The sequence below is a fragment of the Halomicrobium sp. HM KBTZ05 genome, assembly GCF_041530035.1.
In the GTDB taxonomy this organism is placed as follows: domain Archaea; phylum Halobacteriota; class Halobacteria; order Halobacteriales; family Haloarculaceae; genus Halomicrobium.
This window is the reverse complement of record NZ_CP168057.1, coordinates 1532468-1545643: the sequence shown is the minus strand read 5'-3', so window position 1 is coordinate 1545643 and position 13176 is coordinate 1532468. Positions and strand designations below refer to the sequence as shown.

General features: G+C 65.8%; 13 protein-coding genes. 4 read left to right on the top strand and 9 right to left on the bottom strand.

What is annotated here, in order from left to right; all coding sequences use genetic code 11:
• Positions 1–295 precede the first annotated feature (295 nt).
• A complete protein-coding gene (locus ACAH01_RS08100; RefSeq protein WP_153553582.1) occupies positions 296–712 on the top strand; it encodes a DUF5805 domain-containing protein in 417 nt (138 codons plus the stop codon).
• Positions 709–1746, top strand: coding sequence for a tyrosine-type recombinase/integrase (locus ACAH01_RS08095; protein WP_170094480.1), 1038 nt, complete (start codon positions 709–711; stop codon positions 1744–1746). The genes ACAH01_RS08100 and ACAH01_RS08095 overlap by 4 nt, the downstream gene beginning before the upstream one ends.
• Before the next feature lie 231 nt (positions 1747–1977).
• Here the strand turns inward: ACAH01_RS08095 and ACAH01_RS08090 are convergent, their stop codons facing one another.
• The 9 genes from ACAH01_RS08090 to ACAH01_RS08050 form a co-directional block, all read right to left on the bottom strand.
• The gene (locus ACAH01_RS08090) at positions 1978–3852 is read right to left on the bottom strand and encodes a molybdopterin biosynthesis protein (protein ID WP_372478848.1); all 1875 of its coding nucleotides are present in this window, start codon (positions 3850–3852) and stop codon (positions 1978–1980) included.
• On the bottom strand, positions 3849–5063 hold the full coding sequence (glp, locus tag ACAH01_RS08085; RefSeq protein WP_372478847.1) for a gephyrin-like molybdotransferase Glp: 1215 nt from the start codon (positions 5061–5063) through the stop codon (positions 3849–3851). Before glp ends, ACAH01_RS08090 begins: the two co-directional genes overlap by 4 nt.
• A gap of 112 nt (positions 5064–5175) precedes the next feature.
• A complete protein-coding gene (gene moaA / locus ACAH01_RS08080) occupies positions 5176–6183 on the bottom strand; it encodes a GTP 3',8-cyclase MoaA (protein ID WP_372478846.1) in 1008 nt (335 codons plus the stop codon).
• Between the two features lie 128 nt (positions 6184–6311).
• A complete protein-coding gene (locus ACAH01_RS08075) occupies positions 6312–6956 on the bottom strand; it encodes an alpha/beta hydrolase (RefSeq protein WP_170094484.1) in 645 nt (214 codons plus the stop codon).
• Positions 6957–7094: 138 nt separating this feature from the next.
• Entirely contained in the window at positions 7095–7991 is an 897-nt protein-coding gene (locus ACAH01_RS08070; protein ID WP_372478845.1) for a hypothetical protein, read from the bottom strand.
• Between the two features lie 114 nt (positions 7992–8105).
• Positions 8106–9302 (bottom strand): hypothetical protein, encoded by a 1197-nt coding sequence (locus tag ACAH01_RS08065; protein ID WP_372478844.1) that lies wholly within the window; start codon positions 9300–9302, stop codon positions 8106–8108.
• A 72-nt stretch (positions 9303–9374) separates the two neighbouring features.
• The gene (locus ACAH01_RS08060) at positions 9375–10208 is read right to left on the bottom strand and encodes an MBL fold metallo-hydrolase (RefSeq protein ID WP_372478843.1); all 834 of its coding nucleotides are present in this window, start codon (positions 10206–10208) and stop codon (positions 9375–9377) included.
• Between the two features lie 52 nt (positions 10209–10260).
• Entirely contained in the window at positions 10261–10932 is a 672-nt protein-coding gene (locus tag ACAH01_RS08055) for an archaellin/type IV pilin N-terminal domain-containing protein (protein WP_170094488.1), read from the bottom strand.
• 406 nt (positions 10933–11338) lie between these two features.
• Positions 11339–11737 carry a YlbF family regulator gene (locus tag ACAH01_RS08050; RefSeq protein WP_153553592.1) on the bottom strand — a complete coding sequence of 133 codons (399 nt, stop codon included), beginning with the start codon at positions 11735–11737 and terminating at the stop codon, positions 11339–11341.
• 88 nt (positions 11738–11825) lie between these two features.
• Between ACAH01_RS08050 and ACAH01_RS08045 the strand changes: the two genes are divergently transcribed.
• Both ACAH01_RS08045 and dph2 read left to right on the top strand, forming a co-directional pair.
• Positions 11826–11960 (top strand): hypothetical protein, encoded by a 135-nt coding sequence (locus tag ACAH01_RS08045; RefSeq protein ID WP_015763443.1) that lies wholly within the window; start codon positions 11826–11828, stop codon positions 11958–11960.
• 152 nt (positions 11961–12112) lie between these two features.
• The gene (dph2, locus tag ACAH01_RS08040; protein ID WP_170094489.1) at positions 12113–13159 is read left to right on the top strand and encodes a diphthamide biosynthesis enzyme Dph2; all 1047 of its coding nucleotides are present in this window, start codon (positions 12113–12115) and stop codon (positions 13157–13159) included.
• Positions 13160–13176 lie beyond the last annotated feature (17 nt).

Sequence of the window (13176 nt, the reverse complement as noted above, 5' to 3'; positions counted from 1 at the left end):
AAGAGACACCTGCGTCGCAGAGTCTCCCCTCAGTCGCGGTGCTCCGACCGACGACAGTCGGCACCGTCCACAGCGAGCGGCCGCTGCTGACCAGATCGACTGGCGCTGTCGACGGATTGTGTTGCTACTGAGAGGGGAGTATTTATTTGTGTATATGATCTCCACCGGGATCTGAGGTCATATACACAAATAACATACCTCAAGACGGCCGTTATGGGATGTCAGTACCACAGATAAGGTCATTTATCTGTGGGTGTGAGTTAGATTGATGTGGCTGGGAAGTGATGAGACCGACATGGCACGTGACGGCGACGTCGACACCTCCCGAGCGAGGATTCAGTCCTACGTTCCGACCTACCAGAAACAGGAGTGGCAGGCACACGCCGACGAACTCGACATGAGCCTCAGCGAGTTCGTCAGATCGATGGTACAGGCCGGGAGGCGTGGTTTTACCGTCGACTCGGTCGAAGACGGGTCGTCGACAGTGGAGAAATCCGGTGAAGGGGAACAATCGGACGCTGACCCCCAGGGTCAGCGTCTGGAAGACCGGGTTCTCTCGACCCTCGCCGACGGCGACAGCTACGAGTGGGACGAACTGGTCGCCGCAGTGACCGACGACATCGAAGCGCAACTGGACGAGACGCTACAGGAACTGCAAGCGCGCGACGAGATCAGATACAGCGGGCGCGAGGGAGGGTACGTCAAGAAATGAGCTCCGATACCGACGCCGTCGACGCGAGCGAGGACCCGGTGGGCTACTTCTTGGACGATATGACCTACCACGGGAAGACGGATCGGACGCGGGAGTACTACGAGCGCGTGCTCCGGGAGTTCGAGTCCTTCCTCGACAGCGGAGCCCGGCCGGTAGGACTGGGCGAAGCGACCCACCGGGACTGCATGGCGTACGTCCACGGGCTCAGAGACGAGCAGAGCGACTCGACCGTCGCGACGTACGCCTCCTACTTGCATCGGTTCTACGCGTACATGAACCAGGTCGGAACCTTCGAGGAGAACCCGATGGCGCTGGTGATGGAGGAGATGGACGAGACGATCGACACCGACCCCCAGCGCCGAGAGATCCCGATCCCGGCGATGCGGTCGTTCGTCCAAGACATCGACCACCCCATGGAGCGAGCGGTCGTCGTCACCCTGTTGAAGACCGGGATGCGTGCGGGCGAACTGTGCAACCTCGACGTTCGTGACCTGCATCTGTCCGAGTGTACGGTCACGGCGGGGACTGCGATTCGACCACAACTCGAAGAGCGCCCCGACTCGCTGTTCGTCTCGGCCGAGCCGGCGCGTGGCGCGGTCGTCAACGGCGAAGAGCGGACGGCCTCGAACAAGCGAAAGCGGGACACGACGATCCCCGTCGACGCGGAGTTGGGCGACGTACTCGAACGATGGTTGGCCGTCCGCCCGGATCCGAGATCGACCGCAGAGCCGCTGTTCACGTCGACGAGCGGAGACTGGGGGAAGCGACTCACGCCGGATATGGTCCACCACGTCGTCGAACGCCACGCACGCGACCGCGGCTGGTACCAGGACGGCGGCGACGCGGCCCAGAACGTGACGCCTCACTACTTCAGACACTTCTTCACGACACACCTCCGCGATCGAACGGGTGATCGGGGGATCGTGAAGTACCTGCGCGGCGACGTAGCCCAGGACGTGATCGATACGTACACCCACGAGTGGGGCGACCGCGTTCGCACCGTCTACGACGAACACGTGTACGATATTTGTTAACACTTATTACCATTTTGTCGGCGACGCGGCGGCAGCTCGTAGACACGTAAACTGTATGCCGCTATATCAATGGTTGCGGTACAGATCGCACTCACAGGTGGGGAAACTGCCGGAGTGCGAGAGCACGAGGAGAAGAGAGCGATCGCGTGTCGGCGTCATACTTCCGGCTTCCGTCTGTGAAGAATTTCGCGACCCGTGGTCGCGATCGTGAAACAGTGACAGCCGGCAGTATCAGTCGAACCCGGCGAACTCCGAGCGGTCGACCGCGTCGATTGCACCGGCGAATCGCTCGACGGCGGGCTTGTCCCGACGATCCGGCGTTGTGAGTACGCGGACCCGCTGTCGGCCCAGCGAGACGAAATCGAGTTCGAGCGCCGTCGCAGTCGCGCGAAGTCCGAGGCCGGCGTCGGCGTCTCCGGCGGCGACTGCGCGTGCCGGGCTCTCGTCGCCGCTGGTCGTCAGGTCGTACCCAGAGATGTCGGCCGTCAGTTCGCTTCGAGTGACCTCGCGTTCGTCTGCGAGGGCGTCGAGATGGGCGTCGAAGCTGGTACGCAACCCGAATCCAGTCGCGAGATTGACCATCGATCCGTCGCCGTCGATCAGCGACGGGACGCCCTCGATTCCGTCGGGATTGCCCGTGGGGACGACGAGTCCCCACTCGCGAGTCCAGCCGCCCAACTCGACGGCGTCCGCCGACTCTCCAGTCGGGCCAGCGGCGACCACCACGTCGGGGATACCCGCACGCAGTCGCCGCAGTGCCTCGTGCGTCCCGACCGGGAGAAAGCGGGGGTTGTCCAGCCCGTCGAGGAGCTGGGAAACCACGGGATCGGAGTCGCCGGCACACAGCACCGACGGAGGCCGAACGTCGGGCGAGAACAGCTCTACCGTGACGGTTTCGCCCGCGTCGAGGAAGGCCGTGTCGGCGGGCACGGTCACGGTTCCGTCCGCGTCGACGAGACTCGTCGTCGCGCCGCTACCCTTGTCGACCGGGTAGACGAGCAGGTCGCCGTCGCCGTTCTCGACGAGGCCAGCAGCCAGCAGCCGGCGGCGACCCTCCTCGGAGCGCTCCCGGACGACCATCTCGCCGGTGACGGTCGCGGTGGCGGGTTCGGGGAGGCCCGCAGCGTCGCGGATCTGCGGTGCGACGAACGTCCGGAAGATCGTCAGCGCAGAGACCGGATAGCCCGGCAGGCCCACGTACGCCGCGTCGTCGAGTTCACCGACCAGCATCGGCTTCCCCGGCTTGATCGCGGTCCCGTGCAGGAGGAGCGTCCCCTGGGCTTCGACGACGCTGTAGATCACGTCGACGGCGCTGGCGCTCGTCGATCCCGACGAGAGGACGAGATCACACTCCGTCGCGGCCCGCCGGAGCAGTCGCTCCATGGCCTCGTAATCGTCGCCGACGTGGGGGTACAGCTCCGGCGCGCCGCCGGCCTCCGCGACGGCCGCGGCGATCGTGTAGCTGTTCACGTCGTAGATCTGTCCGGCCTGGCTCTGGAGGGGTTCGCCCGGACGGACGAGTTCGTCGCCCGTCGAGAGGATACCGACCGTCGGCTTCGCCCGGACCGGCACCTCGTCGACGCCGAGCGCGGAGAGGAGTCCGATCTCGCGGGGAGTGAGCCGCGTTCCGGGGCCGAGCGCTCGGGTCCCTGCCGCGATGTCTGCCCCCGAGAGCATGACGTTCTGGCCGGGCGTGACTGCGGTTCTGATCTCGACGCCCTCGTCGGTCGTCGTCGTCCGCTCGACGATCACGACCGCGTCGGCACCGTCGGGCATCACCGCGCCGGTCGAGACCTCGACCGCCGTTCCGGGTTCGACCGAGACCGTCGGTCGCTCACCGGCGTGGACCGCGCCGGCCAGCGAGAGCGTCACCGGGCTCGCCTCGTCGGCGTCGAAGGTGTCCTCGGCCCGGACCGCGTACCCGTCCATGCTCGCCCGATCGAACCCCGGCACGTCCAGCGTCGCGTCGATGCGCTCGTCGAGGACGCGCCCGCGAGCTTCGTCGAGGGGGACCGTCTCGGCCCCGGGATCGATGTCGAGGCCGTCGACGACCTCGTGTGCGCGCTCGGGCGTCGCGAGGTCACGGAACTCCTTGCGGTCGCTCACGGCGACCACTCCCAGTCCTCGACGGCGACGGTCCGACCCGCGTCGTACCCCTCGCTGTCTTCTGGAACGACGACCCAGCCGTCCGCCAGCGCGACACTGGAGAGGACGCCGGCACCGCTCGCTCTGGTCGGTGTCGCCGTCTGCTCGTCGCCCTCGCCATCCAGCCGGACCCGGACGAACGAGCGCGTCCCGATCTCGCTGGCGACCTTTCGCTCCAGTCGGGCCTCCGTCACCGGTGGCTCGCGCTCGGGGAGGTGTGCGAGCGTCTTGAGGGCCGGCCGGAGCAACTGGACGGCGTTGACGATCGTCGCCACCGGGTAGCCCGGCAACACGAGGATCGGCGTCTCCTCGACGCGGCCGACGGCGACCGGGTGGCCGGGCTTGAGCGCGACGCCGTGGACGGAGACGGACCCGAGATCGTCGACGACCGCCGGCAAGAGATCCCGCTCGCCGACCGAGGAGCCGCCGGTCGTCACGATCAGGTCGTGGTCGAGGTCTCGCTCGATTGCCCTCTGAAGCGCTGCCTCGTCGTCGGTGACCACGTCGCGGTACGTCGGTTCCCCTCCCCACCGCCGGACGTACTGAGCGACGGTCTGGCCGTTCGTCTCGACGACTTCGCCCGGTTCCGGATCGGACTGGACGAGTTCCTCGCCCGTCGGGACGACGCTGACCCGCGGGCGCTCGAACACCTCGACGGTCTCGACCCCGAGTGCCTTCAGCAGTCCCAGATCGGAGGGCCGGAGCTGGTGGCCGGGATCGAACAGGTGCTGGCCTTCCGCGACGTCGTCACCGACCGGCCCGACGTTCTGGCCGCTGGCGACGGCGTCGAACACCTCGATCCACCCGTCGTCGGCCTCGACCTGCTCGACCCGTACGACCGCGTCGGCACCCTCTGGCAGTTCGCTTCCGGTGTGGACGCGGCGGGCGGCGTTCGGACCGACCGACTCCGATCGCTCCAGTCGGACCGGCGATCGGCGGGTCGCTCCGAACGTGTCCTCGGCCCGGACGGCGAAGCCGTCCATCGCCGCGCGCGGATAGTGTGGCACCGGCCGCCGAGCCGTGTGTTCACTCGCGAGTGCCCGGCCGTCGGCGTCCACGATCGGCACCGCCTCCGTTCGAGACACCGGCGACAGCGAGTCGAGCAGCCGCTCGCGGGCCGGCCCGAGCCGCGTCCGCTCTCTGAATCCGACGCCCCGAGGGTCGTCTGTCATACTCGAACACAGGCCGCCGGAGGGCAAAAAGCTACGACTTCGCGAGTCCGTTCGCACGGCGTTCGGCCGGACGCCGTGCGCTCGACCGGGCAAACGGCGACACGCATCCGGATCAGTCCTCGGTGTAGGCGTAGGGGGCACGGTCGCCCTCCTCGTCGCGGTACTGCTCGTTGGGTTCCCAGCCGTCCTCGGTCTCGACCATGTACTCGCCGTAGTAGGGGACGCGGCTGGCCACGGTCGCCCGGAACGCCTCGCGCATGCGAGACTTCGTCTCGCCGATCGACCGGAGGTCGTCGTTGCGGTTCAGACAGCCCTTCAGGTAGCCGTCGTGAGTGAGTCGCACCCGGTGGCAGTTCGCACAGAACGTCTCGTTGCCCACCGGGTCGACGATCTCGACCATCCCCTCGCGATCGCCGTCGTCGCTCGCGACGAAGTACCGCCGCCGGTCGTGCATCTGGCGGTGCTCGATCCGGTCGGCCTCGTCGGACAGCCAGTCGTGGACGCGATCGATGTCGATCGCCCACTCCGGGTGGCCGGCCAGCTCGGGCATGTACTCGATGAGCTGGAGGCGAAGTCCCTCGTTCTCGACGACGTGATCGACCATCTCCGGGACGTATCCCGCCGTCGGCTCGAACACGACCATGTTGATCTTCACCGGGGCGAGTCCCGCGTCGACCGCCGCCTCGACGCCCTCCAGCACTCGGTCGTACGCGCCGCTCTGAGTGAGTTCGGCGAACGCCTCCCGGTCGAGCGCGTCCTGGGAGATGTTGACCCGTTCGAGTCCGGCGTCGACGAGTTCGGTCGCTCGCCCGGGCAGGTAGGTCCCGTTCGTCGTCAGCGACACCGTCATCTCGTCGGGCGTCCGTGCGACGATCTCCGCGAGGTCCTCTCTGAGTAGCGGTTCCCCGCCGGTGAACTTCACCGAGTCGACGCCGAAGTCGGCGGCCACTTCGAGGAAGTCGACGACCCGATCCGTCGAGAGTTCGTCGTCCTGGGCCGCCAGTGGCCCGCGCGTGTCGCCCAACCCCTCGTTGTGGCAGTAGACGCAATCGAAGTTACACCGATCGGTCAGCGAGACGCGGACGCCCGAGACCTCGCGACCGAACTCGTCTGACAGCATTCGAGTTGAGACAAGGCGTTCGAGACTGATAAGTGACGTTGGTCACCGGTACGGGATCGTTCCCGACCGGTGGGAATCCCACCGGCGGCGTCGTACTGTCGGCTGTCCGTCCGTGAGAGCCAACAGTCTCAGTCCGAACCCGCAAGCGTCGACAGCAGATCGACGACGTACTCGACCTCGTCGTCGACGATCGTGTGGCCCATTCCCTCGTAGAGTCGCGTCTCGACGGTGGCTCCGAGGCGCTCGAACACGTCCGCGGACTCGGTGACGCGAGTCTCCGGAATGTGCGGGTCGGAGTCGCTACAGCCGAAGAAGGCCGGCGTCCCGTCGAGTTCTCCGTCGTGGTCGAAGTCCATCCCGAGCGGTCCGATGAGTCCGCCGCTGAAGGCGACGAGTCCACCGTACGCGCGGGGGTTCCGGGCGACGTACTCGCTGGCGAGACAGGCACCCTGGGAGAACCCCATCAGGACGATCTGCTCGTGGTCGAGGCCGGCTTCGAGGGCGCGTTCAATTGTGTCTGCGACGACGCCCAGTGCGGCGGTGAGATGGGGCTCGTTGCTCTCGATCGGGTCGATGAAGCGGTTCGGGTACCAGCTCCCGCGCTGTGCCTGCGGTGCGAGATACGCGACGCCGTCGACGTCGATCTCGTCTGCGAGCTGGAGGAACCCCTCGGCTCTGGCCCCGCGGCCGTGGATCATCACGACGGCGACGCTGGCGTCGTCCAGCGGAGTGCCCGCGGTGTGGACCGGCTGATCGGCGTGTGGCTCACTCATCTGTCGGCCCCGGCTGTCCGTGTCGGCGTGATGCTGTGTCGTGACATGGTGGTGGTGCCGTCGCGGTGACGGACGTACGACGACGTAGGTCGCCGAGGGCCAAAGGTCTGTGCTGACACCGATGTCACCGCAGGGCCGCTACTGGAGCGCCAGGACGGACTCGTCGGGCGCAGTGAACAGCTCCTTGACCCGATCGACGCCGTCGCCGACCTCCGAGCGGTTCTCCAGCAGGACGGTCTCGCTGGGGAACAACTGTTCTCCTAGTTCGAGCCCGTGGTCGCGGGCGGTCGAACCGGTCACAGTGAGGTAGACGCCCAGCCCGGCCTCGGCGATGGCGGCCTCCTCTTCCTGTCCGTTCTCGGGGTAGACGAACTCGATGTCTCGCAGGGCGTCCGTGCCGATGACGGCCTCGACCAGTCGCTCGTAGCGCGGCGAGATACAGAGTTCGCCCTCGTAGGCCGAGAGAAACTCGCGAGAGAGATCGTAGGGGAGCGACTCGCGCACCGCCGGGGTTCCGAGCAGCGTGTGATACACCGTATCGCCCATCCCGGTGACGACGCGAACGTCCGTGTCGACCGGATCGATCCGCTCGTTGATGGCCGCGATCTCGGTCAGGGGGTCGTCTCGCAGCTGTACGACCTCTTCGAGAACGAGATCGGCACTGTCAAAGCCCAGCGCGAACTCGTGTTTGCGCAGCGACCGGAACGGCTCCTCTCGACCGACCAGACGCAGGTCGATCCCGTCGATCGGGACCGTCAGACTGTCGAAGACGACGCGTCGGGGCATCCCCTCGCGGTCGTCTCGCAGGAGCGTGTACTCGGGTCTGGTCGGGTCGTCGAGGTCGCTGTACGCCGCGAGACGATCGTACACCGGCGCGTCGGGTGTGGCGTCGTCCTTGGTGATGGCCTTCTCGTAGCGCAGCGTCGAGATCACGTCGTCGGCGATCTCGGTGAACGCTGCCGTCGTCGCCAGCCGTTCGAGCACGGCCTCCAGCGGGCGACCCTTGCGTGGAACGGCCACGCTGATCGTCGTCATTACGATGGCACAGACGATGGGGGAGTAAAACGAGTCCGGTTTCACACCGGCGTGTGTCTCCGTGTCGAGAGGTTCGCCGCTCCGGAGTGGGCGAAACGGATGCAGCCAGTCGCGTCAGTCGCCGCCGCCACCGATGACCGACGAGAGCTGTTCGCGCCACTCTTTGAGCTCGGCGATCTCCTCGTCGATCTCTTCGATCTGGCTCTCCACGCCGGCGTCGGCCATCTCCTCGCGGATCTCTTCGAGGTCGTCCTGGACGCCTTCGAGGGTCGACTCCAGCTCCGATACGTCGTCTGTCACGTCGTCGACGCTCTCGTCGATCTGCTCGACGCCGTCGGCGAGTCCGTCGATCTGAGCGCCGTTCTCGGCGGCCGTCGACTTGACCGACGCCAGTTCGGACTCGAACTCCTCGACTTCGGAACGGAACTGCTCGACCTCGGACTCGAACTCGTCGATGAGCTGTTCGCCCGTGCCGTTCTCGTCGAGGAACTCTTCGAGTGCGTCGGTGTACGCGACGACGTCGGAGACGTCTTGCTGGAGCTTGTCGATCCGGGCCGTCACGGAGCCGTCGTCACTCGCGAGGTCGAAGGCCTTCCGGAGAATCTGGACGTCTTCCTTCCGGACTTCGTTGTTCCGGAGTTCGTTCGCCATCGCGGCGACGAGGCTCCCGCCCTCGACTTCGACGCTGCTTGCGGTCCCGTTGTTGGCCGCCTGCTGGGCCGATTCCGCGTCCTCGGCTGCCTCCTCGGCGTCGCCGTCTGTCTCTTCGGGAGCGCGTTCGGTGGCACCGCGCTGGTGACCCTCGTTGTTCGGGTCCTTCAGATCGAGAGTCTCGATGTCCTCGTCGTCGGACTCTTCGAGTCCCGGAACGCTGTCGGCGTCGCCGCTGATCACGTCTTTGACGGCGTCGGACCCTTCGCCGACCAGTTCGCCCCCGTCGTCTTCCAGCGGTGGGTCGATGCGGTCGATCCGGGGTTCGGTGAGGAACTGCTCGACGTTGTCGGTGCCGGTCGCACGGATACCGTACACCGTCGTGTACTCCGAGTCCGCTTCGAGTTCACGCTCGAACGCGATCTCGTCGTCGTCGATCGTCCAGAACTCGCTCCCGTACTCCGGGTGAAAGCCCAGATCCTCGACTGCCACGTCCTCCGGAACCACGTCGGTCAGCCGCACAGTCACCGGTTCGGTCCGACTGGACGCGAACTTGAACGCGATGGCAGGCACCGGGAACTCGTCGGCCTCGTACCGTTTGGTGACGGTCACCCCATCGGAGGCCACAGTAATCTCCTCGTACGCCTGAGAGTCACTCATGTCTCGAATAGCGTCGAGCGAGAATATTAAAGATACGTATTGCCTAGCTTATTACTTCTGTGAGCTGGCAATTTACCCCAGGTCGATCCGATCGCCGATCTCGACGATGTCGAGGGTCGCCGGAGCGGGGAAGCTGTTGACGTGGTTGTGCAGCACCGTCGGCTCCGTCGTCATGCCCTTCCACATGTCCCAGTGGGTCGGGACGAGCGTCTCAAGCTGGAGTTCGTTCGCGGCTTCGACGATCATGTTCTCGTCGTTGTACCACTTCGTGCGTTCGGGTTCGCGGGTCTCCTTGTCGGGGATCATCCCGACGGTACCGAACGCGAGGACGCCCACGTCGATGTCGTAGGACTCGCCGACCGGCTCGAACGCGCCGGGCCGTGCGTCGCCGCCGTGGAAGAAGGTTCCAGCGTCGTGTTCGAAGACGTACGAGACGGGGTGGTCGGCGTCGGGGTCGTTGGCGGGTTCGACGTGGACGGTGAGATCACCGACCTCGAAGGTGTCCCCTTCACCGATCTCGCGGAGCTGTTCGTCGTCGACGTCCCACGCTTCGGTCCAGTTTTCGTCCGAGACCACGTCGTGGCTCGCGTCGGTGCCGTAGAACGTGGCTCCCGTCTCGGCGAGAATCGGTGCCTGGCTCGGGCCGTGCGTGTGGTCCGTGTGTTCGTGGGTCGCGAGGACCGCGTCCGCCTCGCGCACGTCGTCGGGATCGAACGGGACCGGGATCATCCGGACCGTCCGCGGCGGATCGCCGATACCGAGATACGGATCGACGTAGACGACCGCGCCGCCGCTGGACTTGAGCACGAAACCGTTACAGCCCAGATACCAGATCGCGAGTCCGTCGGGATCCGCGTCTTCGACCGCGCGAACGAGCCAGTCGCCCCAGTCGGAGTCGACAGTCATGGTTGCACGTGTCGCGAGCGGCCGCTAAGTCCTTGCGGAAGCGGGCGACGGCCTAGAGCGAGACGGCGGACTTGCCCGAGAGGGACTCGGGCACGACGACCGTGGCGGTGGTCTCGCCGCCGGCCTGGGTAGTCAGCCTGATCTCGGCGGACGATCCCTCGGTGAGGTCGCCGCTGACGAGCTTCCCGTTCAGGTCGTCTTCCTCTTCGCTGCTGGGAACCGAGTCGGTCTGGAACCTGATGATCGCCCGGTCGGCCTGGTCGTTGAGGGCGTTGCTGTTCGAGATCGAGCCGTCGTCGTCCTGCAGCGTCGACGTGATGAATCCGGCGTCACCGCTCGATCCGCCCGATCCCTCGGCCGCCGTGTAGCTGAGGACGTTGTAGCTGCCGCCCGACGAGACCCACTGGGCGGTCGTCGTCGACAGGTCCACGTTGCCCGAGCCCGGCGCTCGCTTGACGGTCACGTCGACCGTCGTCACCTCGAAGCCCTCGCCGTCTTTCACGATGTCAGTCCCGGCGATGTCGACGACCTGGAGGCGGTTGGTCACCTGCTGGCTGCTCTGTTGGCCGCTCTGTTCTGCGTTCGTCTGGAGAAAGCCCGCGGTGTTGATCAGTACGCCCGCCGCGATCGCCGCGACGAGGACCATCGCGATGAACACGATCAGCGTCCCGATCCCGACCTGACCGCGGTCACTCGCTCGCTCACGTTGCCCACTCTGTTGCATCTGAATAGTACTCGCTCCGCTTGTCTAACGGTGGCCACTACTCGGTAATAAGACTACGCGCCGAATTATCAGGTTCTGTATTCGGGAACTGTAGCGGGTTTTCAGACGCCTCGAACTCACCTGCGACACAGGAAGTAGCTGATCGAGACAGCTTCGACGAACGCCGACGGCAGCGGATTTCGCGACCTATTTCAGACACTGATAGCTCGAATGGCGGCGGACTCCCGACGACGACACCGGGGTCCAGCCGACGATACTGGCGGCCTGCCGACGCCCTACTGGCCGGCCGACGGTCGGCGATATCAAACCGAGGATAGCCCGCAGCTCATACTACCGGCTGTAAATCTGTGAGCGATTTCGCCACCCCGGGGTGGCGAAGATCCTCACGAAGTTACAGCCGGCAGTATCAGTCTTCGCAGCAGCCGCCGGCCTTCTCGCCGAAGTCGACGACGAGCTGCTCGGAGACGACTTCGTTGAGTTCCTGGAGGCGCAGTTCGAGTTCGCTTTGCAGTTCGAGGTACTCGCTCATCACCGGCAGGTCGTGGAGCTCCTCCTGTGCGGCCTGGAGCTCTCTGAGCGCTTCCTGGTCGGCCTGTCCGGTCTGGCGTGCGAGCATGAACTCCTCGCGGATGGACTCGAACTCCTCGATCTTCTCCTGGGCCTGTTCGTCGTTCTCGACGGCCGCTTTGGCTTCGGCGAAGCGCTGGTACACGGGTAGCTGTGTGATCGCGTCGCCGAACTCGGCGGCGATCTCTTCGACGTGGCTGTCGACGGCCGGATCGGAGGTCTCGGACTCGATACTCATCTCTCCGTCCTTGGTGCTGGCCGCCTAAAGAGTTGCCGAACCGCCACCGGGGGAGCAGGCTTTTCAGGGTAGAGCGGCAAGTCAGTGTATGGCATTGACACTCGTCGGTGGCGCGATGCTCGCCGTTCTGGCCTTCGGATTCGTCGCGTTCGGTGACCGGATCGCAGATCGACTGGCGTCGGTCGACGACGCTACACAGGAGCTTCTCCTGGACGAGTCCTGATACTGCCGGCTGTCGGTCTATCGCACGTCTCGCCACCACGAGTAGCTCCGCGACGAACAGCGGGTCGGCCACAGCGGAGACAGTGTCCGCACGGCCGGCGACACCGTCTGGAAGCGTGCTTGTTATACGCGCCGAGGCGCTATCCCGGTCCAATGAGTCAGGACCGCAGCGAGGGGGACCTCCGGGCGACTGGGCTCGCTCTCAAGCACGACCGCGAGTGGGACTACGAACTCGACCGCATCGTCGAGGAGGTCGCCGACCGCGACGCAGAGACCGTCGGACTCCAGTTCCCGGAAGGGCTGAAGCGCCGCGGACCGGCCGTCGCCGACGACCTCCGGGACGAACTCCCAGACGACACGCAGGTGATGATCTCGGGCCAGCCCTGTTACGGGGCCTGTGACCTGGACACGTACCTGATGCGCCGGACCGACGTGTTCGTTCACTTCGGCCACTCCCCGATGAAGGAGTCGGACAAGATCATCTACGTGCCGCTGTTCTCGAACGTCGACGTGTTCCCGATCATGGAGCAGGCCCTCGAATCGGAGCTTCCCGCTCCCGACGAGGACCCCGAAGTCGGGCTCGTGACGACGGCCCAGCACATGAACAAGTTCGACGAGATGCGCAGCTGGCTCGAAGAACGCGACTACGAGGTCCACACCCGCAAGGGCGACGAGCGACTGACCCACGAGGGACAGGTGCTCGGATGCAACTACGCCAGCGCCGAGGTCGACGCCGACCAGATCCTCTACGTCGGCGGTGGAAAGTTCCACCCGCTCGGGCTGGCGATGGAACACCCCGACAAGAAGGTCGTCATCGCCGACCCGGTCAACAACGCCGTCCACGTCGCCGACACGGAGAAGTTCATGAAACAGCGGTACGCCTCGGTCCACAAGGCGATGGACGCCGAGCGATGGGGCGTCATCTTCTGTACGAAGATCGGACAGGGTCGCTGGGACCAGGCGACCGAGATCGTCGAGAACAACGACGACGCCTACCTCATCACGATGGACGAGGTGACGCCGGACCGCCTGACGAACTTCGGGATGGACGCCTACGTCAACACGGGCTGTCCGCGGATCACGACCGACGACGGCCCGCAGTTCAAGAAGCCGATGCTGACGCCCCAGGAGTACCGCATCGCCATCGGCGAGGAGGACCTGGAGGAACTCGCCTTCGACACCTTCCACGGCACCTGGTGACGTCGTCGACTGCCCGT

Excerpts from the sequence above, each read along its gene's own strand:
- ACAH01_RS08045 (WP_015763443.1), top strand. The coding sequence starts at position 11,826 with ATGGCATTGACACTCGTCGGTGGCGCGATGCTCGCCGTTCTGGCCTTC.
- ACAH01_RS08065 (WP_372478844.1), bottom strand. The coding sequence starts at position 9,302 with ATGAGTGACTCTCAGGCGTACGAGGAGATTACTGTGGCCTCCGATGGG.
- ACAH01_RS08095 (WP_170094480.1), top strand. The coding sequence starts at position 709 with ATGAGCTCCGATACCGACGCCGTCGACGCGAGCGAGGACCCGGTGGGC.
- dph2 (WP_170094489.1), top strand. The coding sequence starts at position 12,113 with ATGAGTCAGGACCGCAGCGAGGGGGACCTCCGGGCGACTGGGCTCGCT.
- ACAH01_RS08050 (WP_153553592.1), bottom strand. The coding sequence starts at position 11,737 with ATGAGTATCGAGTCCGAGACCTCCGATCCGGCCGTCGACAGCCACGTC.
- ACAH01_RS08055 (WP_170094488.1), bottom strand. The coding sequence starts at position 10,932 with ATGCAACAGAGTGGGCAACGTGAGCGAGCGAGTGACCGCGGTCAGGTC.
- ACAH01_RS08100 (WP_153553582.1), top strand. The coding sequence starts at position 296 with ATGGCACGTGACGGCGACGTCGACACCTCCCGAGCGAGGATTCAGTCC.
- ACAH01_RS08070 (WP_372478845.1), bottom strand. The coding sequence starts at position 7,991 with ATGACGACGATCAGCGTGGCCGTTCCACGCAAGGGTCGCCCGCTGGAG.
- ACAH01_RS08075 (WP_170094484.1), bottom strand. The coding sequence starts at position 6,956 with ATGAGTGAGCCACACGCCGATCAGCCGGTCCACACCGCGGGCACTCCG.
- glp (WP_372478847.1), bottom strand. The coding sequence starts at position 5,063 with ATGACAGACGACCCTCGGGGCGTCGGATTCAGAGAGCGGACGCGGCTC.
- ACAH01_RS08060 (WP_372478843.1), bottom strand. The coding sequence starts at position 10,208 with ATGACTGTCGACTCCGACTGGGGCGACTGGCTCGTTCGCGCGGTCGAA.
- moaA (WP_372478846.1), bottom strand. The coding sequence starts at position 6,183 with ATGCTGTCAGACGAGTTCGGTCGCGAGGTCTCGGGCGTCCGCGTCTCG.